Below are 26,344 nucleotides of genomic sequence, written 5' to 3'. Positions count from 1 at the left end.
CCCTACCCAGCCGCTCCGATCACGACTGCGGGACCAGGGTGACGGCGATGGGGCGGTGGTCGGAGTGGGGGACGTCGACGTTGGCCTGGTCCCTGCCGGTGAAGCCCGGGGTGACCAGCACGTGGTCGATCTGCTGGGCAGGGCCTCCCGGGGTAGGGATGGTGCTGAACGGCCGGACCGGGGCGATGGGGTCGGTCAGCCCGGAGCCCATGAGCACCTCCCAGGCCGGGTCCGCCGGCTCCAGGTTGAGGTCGCCCGCCACGACCACCGGCCGGCCCCCCGCGGCGGCGTCCCTGACGATCCGCCCGAGCTGCTCCACCTGGTCGAGCTCGCGCCAGCCGGGCGGCGGCTGCAGGTGGGTGCCGATCACGGTGACGTCCCTGCCCTGCCATCTCAGCCCGACCTCCAGCGCCTGCGCCCCGGTCGGACCGCCCTGAACGAGCACGTGGTTGCGGACCGAGGTGACCGGCAGGTCGGTCAGGAGCGCGTCCCCCCACACCTCGTCGGCCGCCGGGGCCCAGATGTAGCGCATGCCGAGCCGCTCGGCGATCAGCCGCACGTCGTCGTGGCCGCCGTTGAGCAGCCATCCCCGATCGGCCTCGCTGAGCACGACCACGTGCGGCCTCAGGGCCCTGAGGGTGTCGGCCTGCCGTTCCAGCGACAGCCTGCCGGACTCGCCGTACCCCATCCGGATGTTGTAGGCCGCCACCCGCAGCCCGTCGCCGGGCGGCTCCCACCTCGGCGTGGCGCCCTGCCAGAGGGGCACGGCCGCCACCAGCGCGACGGCGGCGGCGACGGCGATCGGCACCCGCAGGCCGTAGGAGGCCCGCGGCAGGCCGGTGGCGCCTACCACGGCGGGCACCGCCACCAGGAGCGCCGCGCAGACGGGCACCCACTGGTTGGGCAGGTAGAGGTCGTAGGCGGCGTAGTAGCCGAAGACGAACACGACGAACAGCAGCATGCCGCCCGCCGCCGCCAGACCGCGCCGCGGCGGGCGGTCGGGGCCGAAGGTCGCCGCCGCGTGCGCCAGGCAGGCCCCCAGCGCGACCTGACCGACGATCTGCGCGGCGATCGTCCAGCCCGGGGCCACGCCGTGGACGCCGCCCACCGTGGCCTCGCCGAACGTGAACGCCACGGCGGAGGCGACCAGGGCGACGGCGGGCACCAGCGGCCGCCGGAGCAGCGGCTGCGCGGCGGGCGCCGTCGACAGCACCGCGAACGCCGCCACGACCGCGGCGGCGGCCAGGGCGGAGGAACCGGCCGCGGCCTGGGCGTGCGCGGTGTTGCCCGTGTACAGGCCCCACAGCAGCAGGGCGGGACCGACCGGCAGCCAGGCGCGCGGGGCGCCCGAGTGCTCCTCCCCGGCGGGACCGGGCCGCAGCAGGAACACCGCGGACAGCCCGAGCTCGGCCGCCAGCGCCACCCACGGGACCGGGCCGGGCCGCCACATCAGGTCGATGCCGTCCAGTGCCGCGTGGATCACCGTGGAGGCCGCCAGGCCGGTGATCACCCCGGCCATCGCGGGCCGGGCGTCCCGGGCGGCCATCGCGGTCGCCGTCAGCCAGACCAGTCCGGCCAGCAGGCCCGCGCTCGCCAGGTGGAGCTGGATCTCGCCGCCGGAGGTCGGCTGCAGCGCCAGCCGGGCCAGGAGCAGCAGGAGACCGGCGCCGAGCGCCACCCGGCGCGGCGGGACCGACCGGGCCAGCGGGACCGTGAGGAAGGCCACCACGAACCAGGAGGCGGCGTACAGGCCCATCATCTCCGCGGGCGTGCTGCCCGCCCGGCCGAACAGGGTGATCAGCGACGGCAGGAAGACCCGCAGCACATCGATCAGCACCACCACGCCGAGGGCGACATCCACGCGGATCCGCATGCTACCTCCAAGGAATGTGAGCCATCCTCGCTTCCTTGGGGACCCATGGCAAGGGCGAACTTCCCGGCCCGATCGGCGTTCCCGGATCAGGCGGCGGTGAACGGAGCCGCCGTCGCGGCCGACGGGGCCGGAGGCGGTGGACCGGGTCCCGGCCGGTCGGCCGGGCCGGGGGTGAACGGAGCCACCGGCGCCGCGGGGTCAGCCGGGCCGGGGCCCGTCGAGATAGCGGAAGGCCTCGTGGGCGGAGCGGACGCTGTCGCGGAGCGCCCGCTGGAGCTGGGCGGCGTCCTCGCTCAGGTGGCCGATCTCCGGTGCGGAGAACCTGGCCGCCCCCGTCTCGGCGACGAGCTGCTCGTACTCGGGCAGGTGGGCCAGGAGGGCGTCGATCTGGCCCTGGGACCTGAGGGCGCGTTCGGCATTGGAGACGTGCCGCGCGTAACGTTCCAGAGTCTCCACCCGGGCGACGACGGCGGCCTCGCTGGCGGCCAGCGCCCGCTCCAGCGGCGCCATCGCGGCGGCCACCTCCGGCGTCCTGCCGCCGCGGGCGAGGCTGCCGTGCTTGGCCCGCAGCGCCGACAGCTTGGTCAGCAGGCGGGCGATCTCCCATTCCTCGGCCGGCAACATCACCGAGTTGCGCACGCTGTCGAGCATCCCCATGGTGTTGACCCGGGAGCCGAGGATGTAGTCGATCGCCCGCTGGACCCGGCCGAGCAGATCCCTGGCGCCGTAGTCGAAGTCCTCCAGGATCAGGTAGCCCCCTCTGTACCGCTGCGAGTGCCGGTACAGGACGCGCTCGACGGCGTCGTACGGAGCGGGTTTCCTGCCGATGTAGACGCAGGTGAGGACCGTCGCGTAGACGGCGAGCAGGACGAGCAGGAATCCGACGGACGCACCGGTGAGGGCGGTGACGGCGGCGGCCAGGGCCGCCGTCACCGCGAGGGGCGCCACGAGGGCCGCCGGAAGCCGCGAGACGTCCCCCGGCTCCGGACTCCATCCGGCCCGGAAGCGGGAGAGCAGTGGCCCGTTCCGCCGGAGGAGCTCGGCGACGTCCGCGGGCACCTCCGGATCGACCACCACGCGCTGCACAGGCCGGCCCCTTTCGCCACGGTCAAAAGAGCATAGCGATTAACCGATTTCCAGCTATGCGTCCCTCTATGTTGCCTCTCGCCGGCGATGCGCCGCGTGTCAAGAGGAAGATCGTCGCGATCTGTGAAAGGGGATCGGCGCTCTCGGCGTCGCGGTGCCACCGGCTCGGTGGTACCGGCAGAAAAAAGATCCCCAGGCCGGAGCCTGGGGATCTTCGATGGTGGACGATACAGGGATTGAACCTGTGACCTCTTCCGTGTCAGGGAAGCGCTCTCCCGCTGAGCTAATCGTCCTCGGGTGAACCAGAGCGGAAGACGGGATTCGAACCCGCGACCCTCACCTTGGCAAGGTGATGCTCTACCACTGAGCCACTTCCGCGTGTCTGCTTCGGGTTTCCCCTCTGCGGCACATGCGCTACTTTACCGGATCCTTGGGACTCCGATGTCCGTGCACTGAGGTGGAGACGGGATTTGAACCCGTGTACACGGCTTTGCAGGCCGTTGCCTCGCCTCTCGGCCACTCCACCAGTCAGATCCCGGAGGACCTGCTGGAGCGGAAGACGGGATTCGAACCCGCGACCCTCACCTTGGCAAGGTGATGCTCTACCACTGAGCCACTTCCGCGTGATTCCCGGCGACTCGTCCGGGGCACGTGAAAACTCTAGCGCCTCCGGAGCGCGGATGTGCGCAACCCGGCGGCCTACCGGGGATCTTCCTGGGGGACCACCTTGACGTCGGCGGCCCGGACGAACATGATCCGGTGGCCGAACTGGATCTGGTGGTAACGGACGTCGCCCCTGACGACCCGGTTCCTCGACGGGTCCAGGGCGCCCGACCGGAGGTAGGTGGCGCGGCTCGTCATGCCAAGGCTGTAGAACTGCCCGGCAGGGAAGGAGTACTGCAGGGGGATCAGCTCCTGCCGGGGGACGCCCCGGGGGTAGGCCGACGCCTCGGGGTAGGCCCTGCCGTACACCTTGACGGGGGCGCGGCCGGGCCGGGGCGTCACCAGGCGGCCGGCGGCGGGCACGGACGTGCGGGCGGTCTCGGGGTCATGAAACCACGCCTTCTGCCCGAGATACCAGATGGCCGTCCAGTCGCCCCTGCGCTCGGCGAGCGCGTAGCGCTGGCCGGTGGAGGCACGGGCCGCGTGGTCGTAGACGCCGTAGGTGGAGGCGCCCGTGGGGTGCTTGCCGATGTCCTTGACCAGCGGGGCCTCCTCCGAGGGGCGGCTGTGCAGCCAGACCGAGGCGGCACCCTGCGGGGGGCACTCGCCGGACTTGGCGCAGCCGGTGAAGCGCGGCTGGTTGAGGGCGTAGTCCGGCCTGATCAGCACCGAGCGGGAGCCGGGGTCGGCGGAGCCGGTCAGCGGGCTGCCGAGCAGCTCGAAGTAGTGGGCCCAGTCCCAGTAGGGGCCGGGGTCCTGGTGCATGTCCCGCACGCCCTCCGGGGTGGTGCCCGGCACGTTGTCGTGGCCGATGATGTGCGCCCGGTTCAGGGGCACGCCGTACTTGCGCGCGAGATGGGCGACCAGCGCGGCCGAGGAGCGGTACATCGCCTCGGTGTACCAGGCGCCGCCCTTGGCCAGGTAGCCCTCGTGCTCCAGGCCGATGGAGCGGGTGTTGACGTACCAGTTTCCCGCGTGCCAGCCGATGTCGCTGCCCCGCAGGTGCTGGGCGATGTGGCCGTCGCCGGATCGCAGCGTGAAGTGCCAGCTCAGGTAGGTGGGGTTGCGGGTCAGCCGGGTTATGGCGTCATAGCTGCTCTCCCCGTCGTGGATGACGATGTAGTCGATCCGGCGGGGGCCGTCGTAGCGGTCGTGGTTGCCGTAGTCGCCGTTCTTGAGCCGGCGGTAGGCGGCCGGCATCCACTCGCAGGAGACGGTGGGCGGGCAGTCGGGGCCGGCGGCGGGGGCGGGGGCGCGGAGCAGTCCGGACGGGGCGGGCGGCCGCCGCGGGGACAGGTCCGGGATCGCGGGCAGGACCACCCGCTCGCCGTCGTCGGTCACGCGCGCGACGCCGGTGCGGATCGTCGCGTAGACCTCGTCGGCGAAGGACGTCGCCGCCCCGGCGTCCTTCGTGCCCGGATAGCGGGCCACCGCGCCGTACCACCGTGCCGGATCGGTGCTCGGCCGCTCGCCGGTACGCCGCTGGTGGTCGGCGAGCAGCGCCGCGCCGCCCTGGATGTTGGCCACCGGGTCCCGGCGCAGCAGCCCGGGGGCGATCCCGGTCAGCTCCGCCGCGCGGCGCAGGGTGTCCTCGGGCGGGGGCGCAGCGGGCTCCGGGACCACGGGCGGGTGCGGCCGGCTCTCGTCGCCGCGCGGGTCCTCCCCGCCGTGACGGTGGCGGCCCGGACCGGTCCGGCCGTCGACCAGGTGCATGGGGCCGTAGCCCGCCGAGACGCTGGGCAGCCCGTCGTTGGCGTCCCAGCGGGACTCCAGGTAGGAGACCGCGAGGAGCACGCTCTCCGGCACGCCGTACGTCCGGGCCGCCCGGGCGAAGGCCGCCTGCCTGCTCTCCGATGTCCCGTACGGCCGGGCGGTGGCCGCCTGCCCCCTCCCCGGCGTCCCGTGCGCCGGGGCCGTCCGGGCGGGGGGAGCCTGCCCGCTCTCCGTCCGCCCGCCGTCCGGCGTCGGCGCCGCGGCGGCGGGCAGGGCCAGCACGGCGACGAGGGCGAGGACGGTGACTGCCGGCAGACGGCGCATGGTGGTCCCTCCCGACCGGACGACTACCCAGAGTTATGTTCGATTGCCGACTGTCTCACGGTCGGGGGTGCTTGGGGCCGACTGGGGCAATCCTTGCCCGAAATCGGGCAGAAAACTTGGTGAAGGCCACCGATGGTGCGTATGGTCCTGCTCTGTGTCCACGGCATGGCATCCGCATGAGGATCTGATTACCCACCTGACCCGGACGAGCGCGCTCGGTCCGGGCGAGGCGGCGCGGGTGGTGGCGGACGTGCTGGCCTACTTCTCCGAGCCCGTCGAGGAGTTCGTCCGGCGGCGTCACGCCGAGCTCAAGGCCAGGGGGCTGGTCAACGAGGAGATCTTCCCCCGGATCGCCGCCGAGATCCCGTCCCGCCGTGTCGCGGCACCTGAACTCTCCCTGCGCCAGCTGCGCCGGATCGTCTACGGGTAAGGAGCGGTTAGATGTGCGGAATCGTGGCTTATGTAGGGCCCAAGGATGCGGCGCCGATCCTGCTGGAGGGCCTGCAGCGCCTTGAGTACCGGGGCTACGACTCGGCCGGCGTGGTGATCTCCAACAAGGGTCTGAAGATGCGCAAGGTCAAGGGCCGGGTGGCCGACCTGGCGGCGGTCGTGCCGGCGCGGTTCAAGGGGGGACTGGGCATCGGGCACACCCGGTGGGCCACCCACGGGGCGCCCAGCGACGTCAACGCCCACCCCCACCTGTCCGCCGACGAGCGCATCGCCGTCGTGCACAACGGCATCATCGAGAACGCCGACGAGCTGCGCGCCAAGCTGGAGGCCGACGGCGCGGTCTTCCTGTCCGAGACCGACACCGAGGTGCTGTCGCACCTGATCGCCCGCACCGTCGTGGAGGCCGACTCGCTGGAGGAGGCGGTCCGGACGGCGCTGAAGCGGATCGTGGGCACCTACGGCATCGCGGTGATCGACGCCCAGCGGCCCGGCGAGGTGGTGGTGGCCCGCAACGGCAGCCCGATCGTGCTGGGCATCGGCGAGAAGGAGATGTTCGCCGCCTCCGACGTGGCCGCGCTGGTCCGCTACACCCGCCAGGTGGTGCACCTGGAGGACGGCGAGCTGGCGGTGCTGAAGGCCGACGGGTTCCACACCTTCGCCGGCGACGCGAGGCCGACGGCCAAGGAGCCGCTGACCGTCGACTGGGATGCCGGGCACTACGACACCGGCGGCTACGAGCACTACCTGCTCAAGGAGATCTCCGAGCAGCCCGAGACCGTGGCCCGGACGCTGCGCGGGCGGCTGGACGACCGCTTCCACATCGCCCACCTGGGCGGTCTCAACATGGACGCGCGCGAGACCCGGTCGTTCCGCCGAGTGAAGATCATCGGTTGCGGCTCCGCCTACTACTCGGGCCAGATCGGCGCCCAGCTCATCGAGGAGCTGGCGCGGATCCCGGCCGACGCCGAGCCGGCCAGCGAGTTCCGCTACCGCAGCCCGGTCGTGGAGCCCGACACCCTCTACGTGGCGATCAGCCAGTCGGGGGAGACCTACGACACCCTCGCCGCCGTCCAGGAGCTCAAGCGCAAGGGCGGCCGGGTGCTCGGCATCGTCAACACCGTCGGCAGCGCCATCGCCCGCGAGTGCGACGGCGGTGTCTACCTGCACGCCGGCCCGGAGGTCTCGGTGGCGAGCACGAAGGCGTTCACCTCGACCGCGGTGGCCTTCGCGCTGCTGGCGCTGCACCTGGGCCGGGTGCGCGACCTGTCCCCGGCCGACGGCCGCCGCATCTGCGAGGGCCTGCGCAGGCTGCCCGGCCAGATCAAGGAGATCCTCGCGCTGGAGCCGCAGATCAAGGAGCTCGCGCGCAAGTACGCCGACTCGCCGAGCATGATGTTCGTCGGCCGGGTCCGGGGCTACCCGGTGGCGCGCGAGGGCGCGCAGAAGCTCAAGGAGATCTCCTACGTGCACGCCGAGGCCTACCCGGCCAGCGAGCTCAAGCACGGGCCGCTGGCGCTGATCGGCCCGGAGATGCCGACCGTGGCGATCGTCCCCGACGACGAGCTGCTGGACAAGAACCTCACCACGCTGGGCGAGATCCGCGCGCGCGGCGGCCGGGTGCTCATGGTGGGCCACCGTACGGCCGACCCCAAGCTGGCCGACGACTGCGTCGTGGTGCCCAGGAACGAGACGGAGCTGGACCCGATCCTGCTGTCGATCCCGCTCCAGCTCCTGGCCTACCACGCCGCCGTGGCGCTGGAGCGTGACGTGGACAAGCCTCGCAACCTGGCTAAGAGCGTCACGGTGGAATAAGCCGACTCCTACCGGATGGCGGTAAGACCCCCCAATGTACGACAGAAAGTGATGTGTCGATAACCTAGAGTATTGGAGGTTCTTGGGGAAAGGGGCGCTTATGCACCGTAGGCGGTTCTTTGTGCTCGCCCTGGGGGTCATGGTCGCCGGCGGCTGCGGTGGAGCGGGAGGCTCCCGCCTGCCGCCGGCGGGCCGGCTGACCGTCGTCGCGCCCGCCGAGCGCGGGCAGGGCTGGGACCGGGCCGCGCGTGCGCTGGCCTCGGTCCTGACCGGGGACAGGCTGGCGCGGGCGGCCGAGGTGAGCAACTATCCGGGCGGCCTGGGCGCCGCCGCGCTGGGGGCGTTCGCCGCCGCCCGCGAGCCCTTCACCCGCGAGGGCAGGCTGCTCCTGACCGGGATGCCGATGGTGGCGGGGGCGGAGATCGCCAACGCCGCCTCCGTGGTGGAGTCCACCACCCCCCTGGCCCGCATGGTCGGCGACTGGGCGGCCCTGGTCGTCCCGGCGGGCTCCCGCCTGCGCGCCTTCGAGGACTTCGCCGCGGCGCTCCGCCGCGACCCGGCCGGGCTGGCGGTGGGCGGCCGGATGGAGGGCGGCTCCGACCATGTGCTCTACGGCATGATCGGCAAGTGTCTCGGTGTGGACACCCGGCTGCTGGACTACGCCGGCTACTCCAGCGGGGCCGAGGCCGCCCAGGCGCTCCACGACGGCCGGGTGGCCGCGCTGCTGGGCTCGGCCCGCTCCTTCGTGCCCGAGATCGCCGAGGGCCGCCTGCGTCCGCTGGTGGTCTCCTCCGCCGAGCGGATCGACGGGATCGACGCCCCGACGCTGATGGAGCTGGACGTCCGCCTGGAGTACACCGACTGGTGCGGCGTGCTCGGCCCTCGCGGCATGAGCTCCGAGGACAGGGACGTGGCCGTCGCCCTGTGCGACCGCGTCGACGCCTCGTCCCGCTGGCGGGCCATCTGCGCGGCCAACGGCTGGAACCGGGTCTACCTGAGCGGGGACGACTTCCGGCAGTGGCTCGCCACCGAGACCCGCCGCACCCGGGAAGTGCTCAACGAGCTCGGGCTGCTGAGCACTTTCGCCACAAGCTGTTGGGGTAGTTGCGTCCAGCGGCCCTACATGTAGGATCCTGCTCGTTGCTGGTTCGCCCTTCGGGGGCGAGGCAAGAGGGAACCCGGTGAGATTCCGGGACTGCCCCGCAGCGGTGAACGGGAACGACCGCCGTCATGAGAGCACTGGGCGCAGTTTGCCTGGGAAGCGACGGCCAGTAGGCGTGTGCGAGGCGCCCGTGAGTCCGAAAACCTGCCGGTGACGTGTGGAAGAGGGAGCCGGACCGGGCACCTGGGACGCGTGGAGCGGCCCGAGGCGTGCCGGGCGAGGCGGACTCGACCACGCAAGCTGTCCAGGGCCTCGAGGGAGGGCCCGCGGATGAGGCGGTCCGGCATGCCCGGGACCGCTCTCGGTCGCGTGCGCCCTTCCGGTGAGAGCCGTACGGGGAATTCGAGCGCGCGAGGGGTAGCACGTGACACAGACCTTGGTCGACGTCTCCAAGAAGACCGGCGACGGCCCGGCCGACCGCCGGTTGGCCATCGAGGAGGCCGCCGCCCGGGTGATCACCGATCCGGAGAACTCCAGGATCGCCGCCGGCCTGCTGGCGGAGCTGATCGCCGACGAGGCGGCCGGGCACGGGGTCCGGGCCTTCTCCGAGTCCGTCGCCGCCACCCACGCGGCCGGGCTCGTCCAGGACGGGCTGGCCGCCTTCGTGGCCGCCCACGCCGCGGAGCTGGACGCACTGGTGGCGCAGGACGCCGACGACCGGTTCGAGTACTTCGGGCTGCGCACGGTCTACGACCGCTACCTGCTGCGCCACCCGCGGACCCGCCAGGTCCTGGAGCGCCCGCAGCACTTCTTCCTCCGGGTGGCCTGCGGCCTGTCGGAGACGGTCGAAGAGGCGGCCGAGCTGTACGCGCTCATGTCCACCCTGTCCTACCTGCCCAGCTCGCCCACCCTGTTCAACTCCGGCTCGCGCAGGCCCCAGCTCTCCTCCTGCTTCCTGCTCGACTCGCCCCGCGACGAGCTGGAGGCGATCTACGAGCGCTACGGGCAGGTCGCGCGGCTGTCGAAGTACGCCGGGGGGATCGGCATCGCCTGGACCCGGGTGCGCTCGCGCGGCTCGCTGATCCGGGGCACCAACGGCCACTCCAACGGCATCGTGCCGTGGCTGCGCACGCTGGACTCCAGCGTCGCCGCGGTCAACCAGGGCGGCCGCCGCAAGGGCGCGGCCTGCGTCTACCTGGAGTCCTGGCACGCCGACGTCGAGGAGTTCCTCGAACTGCGCGACAACACCGGCGAGGAGGCCCGCCGCACCCACAACCTGAACCTGGCCAACTGGATCCCCGACGAGTTCATGCGCCGGGTCGAGGCCGACGGCGTGTGGTCGCTGTTCGACCCCAAGGAGGTCCCGCACCTCACCGACCTGTACGGCGCCGCGTTCGAGGAGGCCTACCGGGCCGCCGAGGCCGAGGGCCGCTACGTCAAGCAGATCCCGGCCCGGTCGCTGTACGGCCGGATGATGCGGACCCTCGCCCAGACCGGCAACGGCTGGATGACCTTCAAGGACGCGGCCAACCGGACCTCCAACCAGACGGCCCGGCCCGAGAACGTCATCCACCTGTCGAACCTCTGCACCGAGATCCTCGAGGTCACCAACGACGCCGAGACGGCCGTCTGCAACCTCGGCTCGATCAACCTCGCCGCCCACCTGGACGGCCGGGACGTCGACTGGACGCGGCTGCGCCGCACGGTCCGCACCGCCGTACGGTTCCTGGACCGGACCATCGACCTGGGCTTCTACCCGACGCCCGAGGCCGGGACCGCGAACAGGAAGTGGCGGCCGATCGGCCTGGGCGTGATGGGCCTGGCGGACGTGCTCTTCGCGCTGCGGCTGCCGTTCGACTCCCCGCAGGCTCTGGAGCTGTCCACCCGGATCTCCGAGGAGATCGCGCTGGCGGCCTACGCCACCTCCTCCGACCTGGCCGTCGAGCGGGGCCGTCACCCCTCCTACGACGACACCCGGGCCGCCGCCGGCGTGCTCCATCCCGACCACTACGGGGCCGCGCGGTCGCCGGAGTGGGCGGCGCTCAGGGACAGGATCGCCGAGACCGGTCTCCGCAACTCACTGATGATCGCGATCGCGCCCACGGCCACCATCGCCTCCATCGCCGGCTGCTACGAGTGCATCGAGCCCCAGGTCTCCAACATCTTCAAGCGCGAGACCCTGTCGGGAGAGTTCCTCCAGGTCAACCGCTACCTGGTCCGCGACCTGCAGGCCCGGGGCCTGTGGACCCCGCAGATCCGGGACGCGATCAAGCGGGCCGACGGCTCCGTCCAGGACGTCCCCGGCATGCCGGAGGACCTCAAGTCCCTCTACCGGACCGCCTGGGAGCTGCCGCAGAAGGCGCTGATCGACCTGGCCGCGGCGCGCACGCCGTACATCGACCAGTCGCAGTCGCTGAACCTCTTCATGGCCACGCCGACCATCGGCAAGCTCTCCTCGATGTACGCCTACGCGTGGAAGTCCGGCCTCAAGACCACCTACTACCTGCGCTCGCGGCCGGCGACCCGGATCGCGCAGACCACCGTGGCCCAGGCCGTGCCCGATCCCGAGGCCGTCGCGTGCTCCCTGGAGAACCCCGAGTACTGCGACGCCTGCCAGTAGCCGCTTCCCCGAAAGGCTTTCCCTGATGTTGCTCGACCCTGGCATGGACCTCACGCTGCGGCCCATGCGGTATCCGGAGTTCTACGAGCGCTACCGGGCCGCGATCCGCAACACCTGGACCGTCGAGGAGGTGGACCTCAACTCCGACCTGGCGGACCTGGCCAGGATGACGCCGGAGGAGCGCCACCTGATCAACCGCCTCGTCGCGTTCTTCGCGACCGGCGACTCGATCGTGGCCAACAACCTCGTGCTCAACCTCTACCAGCACGTCAACGCCCCCGAGGCGCGGCTCTACCTCAGCAGGCAGCTCTTCGAGGAGGCCGTGCACGTCCAGTTCTACCTGACCCTGCTGGACACCTACCTGCCCGACCACGACGAGCGGGTCAAGGCCTTCGCCGCGGTCGAGCACATCCCCTCGATCCGGAACAAGGCCGAGTTCTGCTTCCGGTGGATCGACTCGCTCGGCGGGCTGGACCGGCTGGAGTCGCGGGAGGACCGGCGGGCGTTCCTGCTCAACCTGATCTGCTTCGCCGCGTGCATCGAGGGGCTGTTCTTCTACGGCGCCTTCGCCTACGTCTACTGGTTCCGCTCCAGGGGCCTGCTGAGCGGCCTGGCCACCGGGACCAACTGGGTCTTCCGCGACGAGTCCATGCACATGGAGTTCGCCTTCAGCGTGGTGGACACCGTGCGGGCCGAGGAGCCGGACCTGTTCGACGACAAGCTCGGCGCGCAGGTGACCCAGATGATCGAGGAGGCGGTGGAGGCCGAGCTCGCCTTCGCGGCCGATCTGTGCGGCGACGGCATGTCCGGGATGAACGTGGAGCAGATGCGCCAGTACCTGGAGTACGTGGCCGACCAGCGCCTGGTCCGGCTCCGGTTCCCCGTCCGGTACGGCACCGCCAACCCGTTCGCGTTCATGGAGCTGCAGGACGTGCAGGAGTTGGCAAACTTCTTCGAACGGCGTGTTTCTGCCTATCAGGTAGCTGTTGAGGGGAATGTGTCTTTCGACGAGGCGTTCTGATTATGCGGTGAATCCCCGGGCACCTCGTCTGTAACGGACGACAAGGGGGGACGCCGTCAGTGTCCAGATGGATCATCCTGCTCGCTTCCATGTTGGCCGCCGCAGCCTGCGTGGAGATGGTGCGGAGGGCGTTGCGGTGGCGGCTGATCGGCGAGAAGTGGGTTCTCGCCGCTCCGCTCGTGCGCCGCTGCACCTGGCCGGGGTTCGCCACGGCGGTCGTGGTGACCGCCAACACGCTCTACCGGCCGGGCATGGCCGAGGGGCAGGTCGACGACGCGATCGACCGGATACTCAGCCTGACCATGATCGGATGTGTCACCTGGCTGGTCATCCAGGCCGCCTACGCCGTCACCGACGTGGTGCTGGAGCGGCTGGTCGTCGTCCAGGGCGAGCGCAACCGGCGGGCCCGCAGGATCCGCACCCAGATCACCCTGGTCCGCCGGGTGGCCACGGCGGTGGTCATCGTGCTGGCGATGGGCGCGATGCTCTTCACCTTCCCGCAGGTGCGCGCGCTCGGCGCCGGGCTGCTGGCCTCGGCCGGGATCGCCGGCGTCGTCGTCGGCATCGCGGCCCAGTCCACCCTGGGCAACCTGCTCGCGGGGCTGCAGCTGGCCTTCAGCGACGCGCTCCGGCTGGACGACGTCGTGGTGGTGGAGGAGGAGTGGGGCCGGATCGAGGAGCTCACCCTCACCTACGTGGTGCTGCGCCTGTGGGACGAACGCAGGCTGGTGCTGCCGGTCTCCTACTTCACCACCAACCCGTTCGAGAACTGGACCCGGCACGGCAGCCGGGTGATCGGCGCGGTGTTCCTCCGGCTGGACTGGTCGGTCCCGGTGGAGGAGCTCCGGGCCGAGCTCTACCGCGCCCTGCGCGAGCACCCGCTGTGGGACCAGAAGGACTGGGTCCTCCAGGTCACCGACACCCTTCCCGGCGGCCTGCTGGAGCTGCGCGCCCTGATGAGCGCCGCCGACTCACCCAGCGCCTGGGACCTCAAGTGCGACATCCGCGAGCACATGGTGAAGTTCGTCCGGGACAAGTATCCCGAGTCGCTGCCCCGCTTCCGGGTGATGGAGGAGGGGGCTCCGCTGTCCCGGTTCGGGGCGGTGGAGCACCAGTCCGGGGCGGCGGGACACCAGGCCGGGACGGCCCGGTACTAGGAGTTCCCGCTGGGGCGCAGCACCCGGGCGGCTCCGGCGATCAGGGCGGTGGCCAGGATCCAGCCGGAGGCGACCAGGGTCCAGGCCAGCCACTGGGTCCAGCCGACCGGCTCCCACGCCCCCCGCTGCTCGAAGACGCTCACCGGGACGAGCAGGTCCAGCGTGTAGACGAAGGGCTGGAAGCTCCGCACCTCGTCCGGGTCGATCTGCGCCGGGCGCACGGCGCCGAAGACCGCGGTGCCCAGGGTCAGCAGCACCGCCACCCAGAGCCCGGCCAGCCAGGGGCGGTAGCCGTAGCCGACGACGAAGTCGAGCAGCCGGCCCCAGACCCTGCCGGTGGGTTTGAGGGTGCCGCGGCGCCGGCGCTGCTTGGCCAGCAGCACCCGGCGGGCGTCCGGCTCGTGGCCAATCCGGCGGAACCAGGAGGCGAGCTGCTCGTACGGCTGCGGCTTGTAGCCCTCCGGGTCCCGGCGGAGCCAGTCCAGCCGTTCGGCCACCGTCCAGTGGCCCCGCAGCGACTCGTAGGTCAGCCCGGTGAGCTGGACTCTGTCCGCGTAGGCGGCGGGGCTGTCGAGCAGGACGCCGACCCGGGAGTAGCCGAGGTTGACCTCTCCCTTGATGGAGGCCGGGTTCAGGATCAGCTCCTCCACCTGGGCGTGGCTCAGGTGGAGGACCCGGCCGGGGGCCTCCAGCGTGGCCCCGTCGAAGGAGAGCACGCCGTTGACGCGCGAGCCGCGCATCCTGATGACGCCCGTCGCGGTGAACCCCGCACTGAACTCCGCCGCCCCGGACTCCATGAAGTCGGCGTGCACGGCGTGCGGGCCGGTCGCCGTGATGACCGTCCTCTGCAGGTAGACCCCGCCGTTGAACTTCGCCCCGATGAGCCTGAGGCCGCCGGTGACGCGCATGTCACGCATGAACGCCCCGCCCTCCACGGTCAGCCCGCCCGCCCACACCGCCCACTGGCTCTGGTCGAGGCCCCGCTCCCGCATCTCCGTCTCGGTGAACGGCCGCCGGATGTCCTCCAGCCGGCTCTCGCTCGCCCGGGACCGCTCACCGGGGGCGTGCAGGCGCGATCTGGAGAGCCGGAACTGGCCGGTCACGTGCGCGTTGTCCAGCCGGATCCCGCTGTGAACCGTGGAGCCGTCGAATTCCAGCAGGCCGTTGACCGTGCACCGGGCCGCCCGGACCCGTTCCATCTCGCACCCCCGGAACCGCACGCCCGACGTGGTGGCGTCGGTGAGGGAGACGGTCTCGGGGAGGTGGCAGTTGAGCAGGTGGAGCTTGCCGGTGAGGGTGGCGTCGGACAGGTCCAGCACCCCCGCCACGCGGGCGCCCGCCAGCCGCAGGCCGGCGGTCCTGCCCGGCTCGGGCTCCCGCGCGCCGAGCAGCAGCGCCGCGATGACCTCCGCCCGGACCGTCCGCTCCGGCCCCCACCCGGCACCCTTCGCCGGGTCGTCGGCGTCCTTGTCCCCGGTCCGCAGGTCGACCCAGGTGCCCGCCGGATAGGCGTCCCAGACCTGCCGCTCGGCCGGGCTCAGCCGCCGGAACGGTCGCGTCAGTCGCATTCGAGGCCTCTCGTGATCCGCGGTCGCGGGGGTGATCTGTCCGCATGACCAAAGGAACGTCCCGGGAGAATCTATCCCGTGTAGATCTTTGATGGCTTCGAGCTGCCGGCCACCGCCTCACTCGGGGGACATGACCTCGTAGAGGTTGCGGGCCTCGTCGACGAAGAACAGGCCGCGGGCGCAGAGCGGGTGGTCGACGCGGCCGTTGCCGGGATCGGCCGGGTGGTTGCCGTACGGCACGCCGAGCTCCTGGAGGCGGGCGAGGATCCGGTCGAAGGTGGCGGGGTCCACGTCGAAGGCCAGGTGGTGTCCCTCGGGGTCGTCGACGGTCATGTAGTCGAGGGTGAGGGTGGCGTTGACCCGCACGGGGACGAAGTGGCCGCGCGCCCCGGCGGGCGGCAGGCACTCCAGCCCCATGACGTCGGCGAAGAACCGGGCGTCCCGCTCGTTGTCGACGGCGGGGACGATGGTGTGGTTCAGAGTGATGGGCATGGTCGGCCTCTCAGATCAGGGCACCGTGCACGAAAACGTCCACGAGGTCGTCGTTGCTCACCTGGGGGCCGCCCAGCGGGCGGCGGGCGCTGGACAGCATCAGGTGGAGGAAGATCGTCGCCAGGCGTTCCGGGGGGAGCCGGAGCGAGTCGCGTTCGGGGTCGAACAGCTCGGCCAGCGCCTCGACGGTCTGCGTGGCCGAGTCCCCGCGGTCCGCGGGGCGCGCCCCGTCCGCCTCCTCCGGGGGAGGGACGGCGTGGCGGTCGCGGGAACGGCGGCGGCCCGAGGCGTGCAGGGCGCCGAGAACGGTACCGATCCGCGCCGTGTGCGCCTGCAGGGTGTCGGCGGCCTCGGTCAGGCGGGCGGCCAGCGGCTGGTCGAGGGGGATCGCGGCGAGCTGTGCCAGCGCGTGGTCGGGGCGGAGCGCCTCGACCACGCAGGCGTCCAGCAGCTCGTCCTTGTCGGTGAACGCCCGGAAGATCGTGGCCTCGCCGATCCCGGCGGCTCTGGCGATCTGGCTGGTGGTGACGGCGGCGCCGTACTCGGCGACCAGGGGGAGGGCGGCCCGCACGATCATGTGGCGGCGCCGCTCCGGGCTCATTCCCGGCGCTCGCCGCCGGGCAGGTGGGGTCTCCATGCGCCCATCATGCGGAGTGAGTGCTCACTCCGTCAATGGCTGCATCGGTCACCGGCGGTCGCCTGACGGCGGGCCGCGGTCGCCGATGGAAGCTTTGCCCACCCCGCCCCGGTGTTTCTTCGCACAGGGAGGGGGATTCCCCTCCCCGTGCGCGGGGTGGCGTGCCCATGGAGTCCTCGACGGCCTCAGGCTGGTCGTCGTGAGGACCCGCGCCCCAGTCCCTTCCTCACCGGCGTGCCCTGGGCCACGCCGCGTCTCGAACCGGAGGACACCCTCATGGTCACCCTGGAGGAGCGGGCAACCCGTCTGGAGAACGAATTCCGGGCACTCCGCACCCGCTGCGCGCCGGGGACCCCGGCCCGCGCACGTGAAGCCCGGGACGCCTGTCCGGGACAGGCCCCGCCTGAGCGGCCGGGGCGGGCGCCGGACGACCGGCGGCAGACGCGCGCCGCCCTGTGACGGATCCCGTGAGCGGTGACGGGGCCGGGCCTACCGCTCGACGATCTCGTTCTTGCCGATGACCACGATGCCGTTACGGGTCACCGCGAAGCGGCTGCGGTCGTACTCCAGGTCGAAGCCGATGCGGGCGCCGTCCGGGATGATCACGTTCTTGTCGATGATGGCCTTGCGGACGATGGCGCCCCGGCCCACCTTCACGTTGCCCATCAGGACCGAGTCCTCGACCTGGGAGTGGGAGTGCAGCACCACGCCCGGGGAGAGGATGGAGCGCTCCGCGAGCCCGCCGGAGACGATCACGCCCGCGGAGACCAGCGAGTCGATCGCCCGGCCGACCCGGTCGCCGTCGTTGTGCACGAACTTCGCCGGAGGGAGCGGGTCGTGGCCGGTGTAGATGGGCCACTGGTTGTTGTAGAGGTTGAAGATCGGGTGCGCCGAGATGAGGTCCATGTGGGCCTCGTAGTAGGCGTCGAGCGTCCCGACGTCCCGCCAGTAGCCCCGGTCCCGCTCGGTGGAGCCCGGCACGACGTTGTCGGCGAAGTCGTAGACCTCGGCGCTGCCCGCCTTGACCATCATCGGGATGATGTTCCCGCCGAGGTCGTGCTTGCTGGTGGGGTCGAGCGCGTCCTCCCGGAGCGCGTCGAGCATCGCCTGGGTCTTGAAGACGTAGTTGCCCATCGACGCGTACACCTGGTCGGGCGCGTCCGGCAGGCCGACCGCGTCCTTGGGCTTCTCCCGGAAGGCCACGATCCGCCGCCCCGCGGGGTCGGCCTCGATCACCCCGAACTGGTCGGCCAGCGACAGCGGCTGCCGGATCGCCGCCACGGTCACCTCGGCGCCGGACTCGATGTGCTGCTCCACCATCTGCCGGGGGTCCATCCGGTAGATGTGGTCGGCCCCGAACACGATGACGTGGTCGGGCATCTCGTCGTAGATCAGGTTCAGGTTCTGGAACAGGGCGTCGGCCGACCCGGAGAACCAGTGCGGCCCGAGCCGCTGCTGCGCGGGCACGGGCGTGACGTAGTTGCCCAGCATCGACGAAAGCCGCCAGGTTCGGGAGATGTGCCGGTCGAGGCTGTGGTTCTTGTACTGCGTCAGCACGACGATCTGCAGGTAGTGACCGTTGGCCAGGTTCGACAGGACGAAGTCGACGAGCCGGTATATCCCCCCGAATGGCACCGCGGGCTTGGCCCGGTCAGCTGTCAGCGGCATCAGTCGCTTGCCTTCGCCGCCGGCGAGCACAATCGCGAGGACTCTCATATCTGGACCTTAACCTGACGAACAGGACTGAAACACTACGCTGATCATATGCGCGTTGATCTGCTGAGTCGTGAGTACCCGCCCGAGGTGTACGGCGGTGCCGGGGTCCATGTCGAATACCTCGCCAGGGAGCTGCGCCGGCTGGCGGACGCCCGGGTCCGCTGCTTCGGAGCGTCACGGTCCGAGCACGGCGTCGAGGCCTACCGGGTGCCCGGCGGGCTGGAGACGGCCAACGCCGCGCTCCAGGTCCTGGGCGTGGATTTGGAGATGGCGGCCGGGTGCGAGGGCGCGGATCTGGTGCACAGCCACACGTGGTACGCCAACTTCGCGGGTCACGTGGCCAAGATGCTGTACGGCACGCCGCACGTGGTGACCACCCACAGCCTGGAGCCGCTGCGGCCGTGGAAGGCCGAGCAGCTCGGCGGCGGTTACACGCTGTCATCATGGGCCGAGCGGAGCGCGCTGGCGAGCGCCGACGCGATCATCGCCGTGTCGGAGGGGATGCGGCGTGACGTGCTGGCGAGCTATCCCGAAATATTGCCGGAAAAAGTAACGGTGATCCACAACGGGATCGACACCGGCGAGTACACCCCCGACCGGGACACCGATGTCCTGGCCCGCCACGGCATCGACGCCGCCAGGCCGTACGTCGTGTTCGTGGGCCGCATCACCCGGCAGAAGGGCCTGGTCCACCTGCTCCACGCGGCCAGGGACTTCCACCCCGACGCCCAGCTGGTGCTCTGCGCCGGCGCGCCCGACACCCCGGAGATCGCCGCCGAGGTCACCGGGCTCGTCCGGGGGCTGGAACGGGACGGCGTCATCTGGATCTCGGAGATGCTCCCGCGTCCCGAGGTGATCCAGATCCTCACCCACGCCACCGTCTTCGTCTGCCCGTCGATCTACGAGCCGATGGGCATCGTGAACCTGGAGGCCATGGCCTGCGAGACCGCCGTCGTGGCCACCGCCACCGGAGGCATCCCCGAGGTCGTGGCCGACGGCTCGACCGGCCTGCTGGTCCCGATCGACCAGTCCGCGGCCGACGGCACCCCCGACGACCCCGAGCGGTTCGCCGCCGACCTCGCCGAGCGGGTCAACCGGCTGCTGGCCGACCCGGCGCTCGCCGCCGAGATGGGCAGGGCCGGGCGGGTCCGCGCCGTGGACCACTTCTCCTGGGAGCGGATCGCCGAGCGGACGATGGACCTCTACCGGTCGGTCGCCCGCTCCTGACCGCCCGCCCGCCCGTTCGCGATCGGGAGGGTTCCGGGGCCTGGGCGGAGTTCAGGAGCTGATGAAGTGGAGGATCACGTTGTGCACGTGGTGGGCCTTGCTGTCGCCCCGGAACTCCACCTCGTAGGTGTGGGTGCCCACGTGGATGGCGATGGCCCCGGAGGAGAAGAACGAGCCCGCCAGGGACTTGTTGCTCACCACGCTGACCGCCGAGACCTTGCCGTAGGGGATGCTCGTGATGGCGACCTTCTTGCCCACGAAGGACTTGTCCTGCACGATCACCCGCTTGTCGGTGAGTCCCAGGAAGCCGGTCCCCGCGCCGATGGCGTCGTAGACGGCGATGATCTGCTCGCCGGGCATCAGACCGCTCTCGATCTGCTGGAGCTGTTCCTTCCGGTCGTACGCGACCTGTGCCATGACGCTCGCAATCTCTCGGGGGATCCGCGTATCCGTGTAACGAACGCCCCGGAGGGGAGGTTCCGGAGGCGGGTAGGGTCGGGGCCGTGAGCTTTCAGATGAGGATCACCGACCGACACGGCGGCGTCAGCGCCGAGCCGTACGGCAGCCGCAACCTCGGGGGCCTGTGCGGGGACGACCCGGAGGCGGTCGCCGCCAACAGGGCCCGCACCGCGGCCGAGTTCGGCCTGGACCGGGTCGTGTTCATGCGGCAGGTCCACAGTGCCGACGTCCGGTATGTGAGCGAGCCGTTCGGTGAGGACCCGCCGCCGCTGGACGGGGTCTGCACCGACGTGCCCGGACTCGGCCTGGCCGCGCTCTGCGCCGACTGCGCGCCCGTCCTGCTGGCCGACCCGGAGGCCGGCCTGGTCGGGGCAGCGCACTCCGGACGGGTCGGCACCGTCCTGGGCGTGGTCCCGGCCCTGGTCGCGGAGATGACCGCGCGCGGCGCCGACCCGGCGAGCATGACCGCCCTGATCGGCCCGATGGCCTGCGGTAGCTGCTACGAGGTCCCCGCCGAGCTGCGCGGGCAGGTCGCGGCCGCCCTCCCCGAGGCGTGGTCGATCACCCGTCAGGACACCCCCGCCCTCGACCTGCGCGCCGCGATCACCTCGCAGCTCGCCAAGGCGGGCGTCGGCGAGATCACCCACGACACCCGCTGCACCATCGAGACCCCCGACCTGTTCTCCCACCGCAGGGACCGGACGACCGGCCGTTTCGCGGGTTACGTCTGGCTGGAGGCCTGACCTCCGGCGGTGACCGCGCCGGTCATGCCCGGATCACGAGGAGACGCGCTCCGGCACGACCACCGGGATCTCGCGCGTCGATGCCCTGCCATCCGTGCCCCTCGGCGCCGTCGGTGGCCCGGTGGCGTTCGACATGCTCTTCTCCGGACAACATGATCGGCCCCCTCCGATGACGTACGGGTTCTCGACGCCCGGCAGAGGGGACCTCTCACGTCAGTCCTCGGCCAGCACGCTCCCGTAGGCGCGGGCGGCGAGGTCCGCGATGAGACCGTGCGCGCCGAGGAGGTCGGCGCACTCGGCCCCGATCTCCGACGCCGCGCCGCTCGCGAGGCCGGGGGCGACCTCCGGGCCGACGGCGCACGGGGACAGGGCGATGCGCTGGACGCCGATGCCGCGCAGCCGCTCGGCCGCCTCCGCCACGGCGGGCGCGCTGTCCAGGGAGGCCACCACGACGGGAAGCGTCAGGCGGGAGGCCAGCAGCACCGCCGTCGGCTGCGCCTCCGCCGCCGCGTTCTCGCCGCCGACCGTGGCGAGGATGACCGCGTCGACCGGGCTGGAGACGTTGAGCAGCCGCATTCGGTCGGCCCTGGCCAGATCCTTCTCCGCGAGGCGGATGTGCAGGGCCTCGGCGAGCAGCGGGTGCGGCCCGAGGGAGTCGGTGACCGTCACCGACGCCCCGCTCGCGGCGACGGCCATGGCGATCAGCCGGTCCGCGACCGGGTGCGGGCCGGTCAGGAGCGGCACCACGATGGCGGCGACGCCGTCCTCGGGACGTTCGCGGGCGGCCGCCTCGAGCTCGGCGGTCAGCGCCTTGCCGTCCTCGCCGAGACCGGCCAGCCGGACCTCGATCTGCGGGTTGTCCCCCTGGACGAGGGCGGCCAGCTCGGCGACGGCGCCTGTGGCGTCGCCGAGGGTGGCCAGCACCAGCGCGGGTGCCTCGGGCGGGAGCTGGGAGGGCACGGGCCTGCGATGCCGGCCGGAGGGCCGGACGGCGCGTCCGCGCACTGGGAGGATGGAACTCTCACTCACATGCGCGGACTCTAGGCCCATTTCACCCTCTTTGTAGTGAGAAATGGCGGCAATTCCGTCACGACATCGTCCCGGGGCGGGATTCCCGCCGCGCGGCCCCGGTCCGGAGCCCGGTACGGTCTCCGCGCGCGGACGGATGCCCCCGCCGGATACGACGCGGCACGGCCTCCGCGCGGACGGATGCCCCCGCCGGATACGACGCGGCACGGCCTCCGCGCGGACGGATGCCCCCGCCGGATACGACGCGGCACGGCCTCCGCGCGGACGGATGCCCCCGCCGGATACGACGCGGCAGGGCCTTCCGTTCAGACGTCCCGGTGGCCCTCCCACTCGTCCTCCAGCGCCGAATGGACGACGGAGTCGCGCCAGGCCCCCCGGGCCCGCACGTGGTGCCTGATCCTGCCCTCCTCGACCATCCCGGCGACCAGCATCGCGAGCTGGGCGGCGGTGTTGGCGGGGGAGCGGGCGCCCCAGATGCGGTGCAGGCGCAGATCCCGGAAGCCGAACATCAGCATCAGCCGGATCAGGTCGGTGCCCATGCCCCGGCCCCAGTGGTCGGGGCGGAGTCCGAGGCCGATCTCCGCGCTGTGCGGGTGGTCGGCCTCGATGTGCAGCCGGGCGACGCCGATGGCCTCGTCGTCGTCCAGGTCGATCACCGCGAGCACGTAGAGCCGCCGGGGCTCGGCCCGCGCGGCCTCAAGCGCCTGGGCGACTATCTCCTCGACCTCCTCGCGGGTGCGCGGGTCGAACGGCAGATGCTCGGTGGCTGTGGGGTCGCCGTAGACGGCGTGCAGCGCGTCCACGTCAGTGGTCGTGACTTCCCTCAGCCGGAGCCTCTTACCGGAGATCTCAACGTGACGCATGCGCAGACGCTAACGCCTCAGGAGTCCCACGGCTAGAGATCGTTCCGTCCGGCAACTATCACAAAGGCGGCAAACATGGCTTTGCTGCCGGTCTGGAGGCGGGGGGTGCCGCCAGGTGGAACGGGCGCCGTCCCGGGGGCGCCGTACCGGGGGTGCCGGCCTGGCGCGGGGTGGCAACCCGGTCGGCCTGGGCGGGCGCTGCGCGCGACCCGCCCAGGCTGCAGGTGATCAAATGACATATCTCGAAATGTCAGGCTTTCGGCTTGGCGTGGTCGATCCTCCTCCCCGATCTGGCGGGCGACGGCAGGGGTGATGGCCGGCCTCGGGTCCCCGGACCCGTCCCGCGGATTCCCGGACGGCCGCCCGTCAGGAGACGGACAGGGCTCCCGACGGGCACAGCTGTACGGCCCGGCGGACCGCCGCCTCCCGTGAGGCGGGTGGGTCGGTGTCCAGCAGCACCACCGTCCCCTCCTCCTCGCTCTGGTCGAAGACCTCCGGTGCGGTGAGCGCGCACATGCCCGCTCCGATGCAGCGGTCGGTGTCTGCCTTGATCTCCATCATTGGCAACTCCTACCAGGTAACCGGCAGCCGGTGCACGCCGTAGATGGTCATGTGGGAGCGCATGGGGACCTCCTCGGGAGGCACCGCCAGGCGCAGCCCGGGGAAGCGGCGCAGCAGTGCCGGGTAGGCGATGCGCATCTCGGCCCGGGCGAGCTGCTGGCCGAGGCACTGGTGGATGCCGTGACCGAAGGAGAGATGACCCGTCGCCGGCCGGGTGACGTCGAGGGTGTCGGGGTTCTCGAACCGCTCGGGGTCCCGGTTGGCCGCGGGCAGCGAGAAGGCCACCGACTCGCCGGCCCTGATCAGGTGGCCGTCGAGCTCGACGTCCTCCAGCGCGGTCCGGACCGGGCCCATGTGGATGATCGTGAGGTAGCGCAGGAGCTCCTCGACGGCGCTCTCGGCCACCGCCGGGTCGTCGCGGAGCAGCGCCAGCTGGGCCGGGTCGCGCAGCAGCGCGAAGGTGCCGAGCGCGAGCATGTTCGCGGTCGTCTCGTGGCCGGCGATGAGCAGGAGCAGCGCGACCCCGGTGAGCTCCTCGTCGTCCAGCTCCCCGCCCGCCACCAGGCCGCCGAGCAGGTCGTCGGCCGGTTCGGCCCGCTTGCGGAGCACCAGGTCGCGCATGTAGGCCATGAGGTCGACCAGTGCCGCGCCCATCTGCTCGGCCGAGGACTCGAGGTTGAGCAGCGCGGCCGAATCCCGCTGGAACTGCTCGCGGTCCCCGTACGGCACGCCGAGCAGCTCGCAGATGACCAGGGACGGGATCGGCAGGGCGAAGGCCTGCACCAGGTCCGCCGGGCGGTCGCCCCGCTCCATGGCGTCCAGGCGGTCGGAGGTGATCTCCTCGATCCTCGGTTCGAGCTGCCGCATCCTGCGCACCGTGAACTGCCCGGTCAGGAGCCGCCGGAAGCGGGTGTGCTCGGGCTGGTCCAGCCTCAGGAAGAACCCCGGAAGGGGCTGCCGGTTCTCCTGCCGGGCCAGCGGATGGGCGACCGGCGGATGGGTCAGCTCGGTGCGGTTGCTGAAACGGTTGTCGGCGAGCACGGCCCGGGCGGCGGAGTGACCGGTCAGCAGCCAGCCCAGATGGCCGTCCGCGAAGGTCATCCGGTGGAGTGCGCCCTGCCGCTGCCACTGGAGAACCTCCCCCGGCGGGTCGAAGAGGTGCCGGCGGGCGGTGGGAAAGGTTACCGGGCAGGATGGGGCCTCGGTCATGACGCAGCTCCTCGCAGGTAGACGCGTGTCCTCTCACCTCCACCAAACAGCATTCAATGTAAATTTGCAATCAGTGAAGAAAAGCTCAGAATGCAGTAAAGTGCGTGCATGGTCGATGGTCCGGGGTTGCGGGAACGTAAGAAGCTGCGCACCCGTCGCGCGCTGATCGAGGCGGCCCTGCACCTGTTCGAGGAGAAGGGCTACGAGGAGACCACCGTCGCGGAGATCGCCGCGGCGGCGGACATCTCGACGCGGACGTTCTTCAGCTACTTCGCGAGCAAGGAGGACGTGGTCTTCTTCGACGGCCAGGCGCGCCTCGACGAGATCATCGACATGATCGCGCATCGGCGGGCCGGAGAGACGGTGGTCGAGCTCCTGCTCCGCGTGGGCGAGCTGAGCATGGCCCGGACCTTCGCCGAGACCGATCGCCTCATGGAGCTGACTCCCGCCCGCACCCGCCTGATCATGTCGGTCCCGGTGCTTCAGGCCCGCGCGCTGCGGCTGCTGTTCGACACCCAGCTGCAGCTGGCCGAGGCGCTCCATCGGGCCTACTCCGAGGAGATCGACCTCGTCGAGGCCGCCGCCGCCGTCGGCGCCCTCGCCGGAGCGGCCAAACTCGCCACGATGGCCTGCCTGAACCGGGGCGACCCGCCGGAGCGGATATGGGAGGCGGTGCGCAGGGCCATCGAGATCGCCATGCGGGGCGTGCAGTCGGCGGGCTCACGGCCCTCCTAGTGCCGCATCGGAGCACCTTTGCCCCGTCCTGCCGAAGATCGACCGGTCTCGTCGAACGTCGACCGGCCTGCTTGCCGGACACGGGACGTCCCATGCCTTGGCCGGTCAATCCGCTGTGTTGGACGGTTCAGGCGAGCCTGTCCAGGACGCCGAGGTCCTCGCGGGACAGGCTCACGTCGGCCGCCGCCATGTTCTCCTCCAGGTGGGCGAGCGAGGAGGTGCCGTGGTCCTGCGGCGGCCCCCGCACGCCGGCACCTGGCAATTGCATCGCCCCGTAGCCGAGTCGCCCGAGGGTGACGCCGTCCGGGGGACCCGCCCGGGGCGCCGGTGTCAGCCGAGGCCGACCTTGACGTAGATGGGCCTGTGGTCGGAGGGGGCGGCATCCTGGGCCACGTGGCAGCGCGTCACGCTTCCCCTGGGGGCGAAGAGGTAGTCGAGCTTGCGCTTCGAGACGCTGCCGTCCTCGCGGACGTGCTTCTCGGTCCACCGTCCGTCTCGGGTGCCGTTCTGGTCGCACTCGGCGTAGGCCGCGTAGACGGGCGCCAGGATGCGTCTTTTCGCGGCGGTGCTCTGCCTGCTGTCCGGCGGGGCCAGGTTGAGGTCCCCGCCGAAGACGGCGCGGTAGCCGGGCTTGGCCGCCGCCGCCAGCAGTTCCTCGACCTGCTTCCTCCGGAAGGGCGCGCCGGGCTCCCTGTCGTCGTAGGACAGGCCGGCGCTGAGGTGGGTGCCGCAGACGTTGACCCTCCTGGCCGGGATCGCGGCGCAGAGCGCCATGCGCTTGACGTACCACGGCGGGGAGGTCAGTCCGTGGGCCTGGAAGGTGGCCGCGTTGCCGGCGACCGCGACGGTGACGGCTGTATGGCCCCGCGGCCGCCCCTGCCGGTCGGGCGCGCAGACCTTCGGCGAGCCGCCCTTCACCGTGAGGATCGACGACCGCACGGTCCAGGCGCGCCCGGTCTTCTGCTCCAGCAGGCTCTCCAGCGTGGCCGTCCCACCCGAGCAGAACTCCTGAAGGAAGATCACATCCGGCCTGATCGGCTGGGTGACCGCGTACCAGGCGACCTTCACGGCCACCTCCCGCATGTCCCTGCCGTAGAAGAAGCAGCCGGGGTTGGTGCCCGCGCAGACGTTCCAGCTCATCACCGAGATGGCGGAGGACGACGTCCGAGCCTGGGCCTGCCCCGCGGAGGCGGGGACCGTCACGACCGCCAGAGCGGCCGCCGCCATCAGCTTCCTTGCGATCATGGCTGGACATTGAAGCAGGTTCGGGCGGCCATCTGGGAT

24 protein-coding genes, 4 tRNA genes and 1 riboswitch are annotated in these 26,344 nt (G+C 71.5%); of the genes, 9 read left to right on the top strand and 19 right to left on the bottom strand.

Annotated elements, in window-relative coordinates; all coding sequences use genetic code 11:
- Window positions 1-19: 19 nt before the first annotated feature.
- The 7 genes from SROS_RS30330 to SROS_RS30300 all read right to left on the bottom strand — a co-directional run bounded on the left by SROS_RS30330 (window position 20) and on the right by SROS_RS30300 (window position 5,659).
- Entirely contained in the window at window positions 20-1,873 is a 1,854-nt protein-coding gene (locus SROS_RS30330; protein WP_012892735.1) for an endonuclease/exonuclease/phosphatase family protein, read from the bottom strand.
- 198 nt (window positions 1,874-2,071) lie between these two features.
- Window positions 2,072-2,959 (bottom strand): hypothetical protein, encoded by an 888-nt coding sequence (locus SROS_RS30325; protein ID WP_012892734.1) that lies wholly within the window; start codon window positions 2,957-2,959, stop codon window positions 2,072-2,074.
- 218 nt (window positions 2,960-3,177) lie between these two features.
- Window positions 3,178-3,252 (bottom strand) — tRNA-Val (locus tag SROS_RS30320).
- 13 nt (window positions 3,253-3,265) lie between these two features.
- Window positions 3,266-3,337, bottom strand: a tRNA-Gly gene (locus SROS_RS30315).
- 77 nt (window positions 3,338-3,414) lie between these two features.
- Window positions 3,415-3,485: transfer RNA gene (locus tag SROS_RS30310), tRNA-Cys, on the bottom strand.
- Between the two features lie 22 nt (window positions 3,486-3,507).
- Window positions 3,508-3,582, bottom strand: a tRNA-Gly gene (locus SROS_RS30305).
- Window positions 3,583-3,658: 76 nt separating this feature from the next.
- The gene (locus SROS_RS30300; protein WP_012892733.1) at window positions 3,659-5,659 is read right to left on the bottom strand and encodes an N-acetylmuramoyl-L-alanine amidase; all 2,001 of its coding nucleotides are present in this window, start codon (window positions 5,657-5,659) and stop codon (window positions 3,659-3,661) included.
- A 154-nt stretch (window positions 5,660-5,813) separates the two neighbouring features.
- On the opposite strand from SROS_RS30300, the gene SROS_RS30295 reads away from it, so the two are divergent.
- The 6 genes from SROS_RS30295 to SROS_RS30265 all read left to right on the top strand — a co-directional run bounded on the left by SROS_RS30295 (window position 5,814) and on the right by SROS_RS30265 (window position 13,821).
- Window positions 5,814-6,089 carry a hypothetical protein gene (locus tag SROS_RS30295; RefSeq protein WP_012892732.1) on the top strand — a complete coding sequence of 92 codons (276 nt, stop codon included), beginning with the start codon at window positions 5,814-5,816 and terminating at the stop codon, window positions 6,087-6,089.
- 11 nt (window positions 6,090-6,100) lie between these two features.
- Window positions 6,101-7,921 carry a glutamine--fructose-6-phosphate transaminase (isomerizing) gene (gene glmS, locus SROS_RS30290; RefSeq protein ID WP_012892731.1) on the top strand — a complete coding sequence of 607 codons (1,821 nt, stop codon included), beginning with the start codon at window positions 6,101-6,103 and terminating at the stop codon, window positions 7,919-7,921.
- Between the two features lie 100 nt (window positions 7,922-8,021).
- Window positions 8,022-9,050, top strand: a complete 1,029-nt coding sequence (locus tag SROS_RS30285; protein ID WP_012892730.1) for a Bug family tripartite tricarboxylate transporter substrate binding protein — start codon at window positions 8,022-8,024, stop codon at window positions 9,048-9,050.
- A riboswitch (cobalamin riboswitch) is annotated at window positions 9,049-9,249 on the top strand. Its footprint overlaps the gene before it by 2 nt.
- A 198-nt stretch (window positions 9,250-9,447) precedes the next feature.
- Complete coding sequence (locus tag SROS_RS30275; RefSeq protein WP_012892729.1) at window positions 9,448-11,643, top strand: ribonucleoside-diphosphate reductase subunit alpha; 2,196 nt, start codon at window positions 9,448-9,450, stop codon at window positions 11,641-11,643.
- Between the two features lie 25 nt (window positions 11,644-11,668).
- Window positions 11,669-12,664: a ribonucleotide-diphosphate reductase subunit beta gene (locus tag SROS_RS30270; protein WP_012892728.1), complete on the top strand. Its 996-nt coding sequence runs from the start codon at window positions 11,669-11,671 to the stop codon at window positions 12,662-12,664.
- A 59-nt stretch (window positions 12,665-12,723) separates the two neighbouring features.
- Window positions 12,724-13,821, top strand: coding sequence for a mechanosensitive ion channel family protein (locus tag SROS_RS30265; protein ID WP_012892727.1), 1,098 nt, complete (start codon window positions 12,724-12,726; stop codon window positions 13,819-13,821).
- Here SROS_RS30265 and SROS_RS30260 read toward each other — a convergent pair.
- The 4 genes from SROS_RS30260 to glgC form a co-directional block, all read right to left on the bottom strand.
- Window positions 13,818-15,389: a pentapeptide repeat-containing protein gene (locus SROS_RS30260; RefSeq protein ID WP_012892726.1), complete on the bottom strand. Its 1,572-nt coding sequence runs from the start codon at window positions 15,387-15,389 to the stop codon at window positions 13,818-13,820. The two genes, SROS_RS30265 and SROS_RS30260, sit on opposite strands and share 4 nt — an antisense overlap.
- 117 nt (window positions 15,390-15,506) lie before the next feature.
- Window positions 15,507-15,881 carry a VOC family protein gene (locus SROS_RS30255; protein WP_012892725.1) on the bottom strand — a complete coding sequence of 125 codons (375 nt, stop codon included), beginning with the start codon at window positions 15,879-15,881 and terminating at the stop codon, window positions 15,507-15,509.
- A gap of 10 nt (window positions 15,882-15,891) precedes the next feature.
- On the bottom strand, window positions 15,892-16,518 hold the full coding sequence (locus SROS_RS30250; protein WP_245564335.1) for a TetR/AcrR family transcriptional regulator: 627 nt from the start codon (window positions 16,516-16,518) through the stop codon (window positions 15,892-15,894).
- Window positions 16,519-17,007: 489 nt separating this feature from the next.
- Window positions 17,008-18,234 carry a glucose-1-phosphate adenylyltransferase gene (gene glgC / locus SROS_RS30245; protein WP_012892722.1) on the bottom strand — a complete coding sequence of 409 codons (1,227 nt, stop codon included), beginning with the start codon at window positions 18,232-18,234 and terminating at the stop codon, window positions 17,008-17,010.
- Between the two features lie 48 nt (window positions 18,235-18,282).
- Between glgC and glgA the strand changes: the two genes are divergently transcribed.
- Complete coding sequence (gene glgA / locus SROS_RS30240; RefSeq protein ID WP_012892721.1) at window positions 18,283-19,461, top strand: glycogen synthase; 1,179 nt, start codon at window positions 18,283-18,285, stop codon at window positions 19,459-19,461.
- A 51-nt stretch (window positions 19,462-19,512) separates the two neighbouring features.
- On the opposite strand, the gene SROS_RS30235 is transcribed toward glgA, so the two are convergent.
- Window positions 19,513-19,878, bottom strand: a complete 366-nt coding sequence (locus SROS_RS30235; RefSeq protein WP_012892720.1) for a PH domain-containing protein — start codon at window positions 19,876-19,878, stop codon at window positions 19,513-19,515.
- A gap of 98 nt (window positions 19,879-19,976) precedes the next feature.
- Between SROS_RS30235 and pgeF the strand changes: the two genes are divergently transcribed.
- Entirely contained in the window at window positions 19,977-20,663 is a 687-nt protein-coding gene (pgeF, locus tag SROS_RS30230; protein WP_012892719.1) for a peptidoglycan editing factor PgeF, read from the top strand.
- 22 nt (window positions 20,664-20,685) lie between these two features.
- Here pgeF and SROS_RS54005 read toward each other — a convergent pair whose 3' ends face one another.
- The 5 genes from SROS_RS54005 to SROS_RS30210 all read right to left on the bottom strand — a co-directional run bounded on the left by SROS_RS54005 (window position 20,686) and on the right by SROS_RS30210 (window position 24,325).
- Window positions 20,686-20,817, bottom strand: coding sequence for a hypothetical protein (locus tag SROS_RS54005; RefSeq protein WP_281047964.1), 132 nt, complete (start codon window positions 20,815-20,817; stop codon window positions 20,686-20,688).
- A 59-nt stretch (window positions 20,818-20,876) separates the two neighbouring features.
- Window positions 20,877-21,623: a sirohydrochlorin chelatase gene (locus tag SROS_RS30225; RefSeq protein WP_245564334.1), complete on the bottom strand. Its 747-nt coding sequence runs from the start codon at window positions 21,621-21,623 to the stop codon at window positions 20,877-20,879.
- A 374-nt stretch (window positions 21,624-21,997) separates the two neighbouring features.
- The gene (locus tag SROS_RS30220; protein WP_012892717.1) at window positions 21,998-22,555 is read right to left on the bottom strand and encodes a GNAT family N-acetyltransferase; all 558 of its coding nucleotides are present in this window, start codon (window positions 22,553-22,555) and stop codon (window positions 21,998-22,000) included.
- Window positions 22,556-22,921: 366 nt separating this feature from the next.
- Entirely contained in the window at window positions 22,922-23,116 is a 195-nt protein-coding gene (locus tag SROS_RS30215) for a ferredoxin (protein WP_012892716.1), read from the bottom strand.
- A 9-nt stretch (window positions 23,117-23,125) separates the two neighbouring features.
- The gene (locus tag SROS_RS30210; RefSeq protein WP_012892715.1) at window positions 23,126-24,325 is read right to left on the bottom strand and encodes a cytochrome P450; all 1,200 of its coding nucleotides are present in this window, start codon (window positions 24,323-24,325) and stop codon (window positions 23,126-23,128) included.
- 108 nt (window positions 24,326-24,433) lie between these two features.
- On the opposite strand from SROS_RS30210, the gene SROS_RS30205 reads away from it, so the two are divergent.
- Window positions 24,434-25,060, top strand: coding sequence for a TetR/AcrR family transcriptional regulator (locus tag SROS_RS30205; protein WP_012892714.1), 627 nt, complete (start codon window positions 24,434-24,436; stop codon window positions 25,058-25,060).
- A 127-nt stretch (window positions 25,061-25,187) separates the two neighbouring features.
- Here the strand turns inward: SROS_RS30205 and SROS_RS51295 are convergent, their stop codons facing one another.
- Both SROS_RS51295 and SROS_RS30200 read right to left on the bottom strand, forming a co-directional pair.
- Window positions 25,188-25,328, bottom strand: a complete 141-nt coding sequence (locus tag SROS_RS51295; RefSeq protein ID WP_169369402.1) for a hypothetical protein — start codon at window positions 25,326-25,328, stop codon at window positions 25,188-25,190.
- Between the two features lie 62 nt (window positions 25,329-25,390).
- Window positions 25,391-26,305, bottom strand: coding sequence for an endonuclease/exonuclease/phosphatase family protein (locus SROS_RS30200; RefSeq protein WP_148269249.1), 915 nt, complete (start codon window positions 26,303-26,305; stop codon window positions 25,391-25,393).
- Window positions 26,306-26,344 lie beyond the last annotated feature (39 nt).

This window comes from Streptosporangium roseum DSM 43021 (genome assembly GCF_000024865.1).
GTDB lineage: Bacteria > Actinomycetota > Actinomycetes > Streptosporangiales > Streptosporangiaceae > Streptosporangium > Streptosporangium roseum.
Note: the sequence above shows the minus strand (reverse complement) of the source record. Positions and strands in the feature narration are given on the sequence as shown.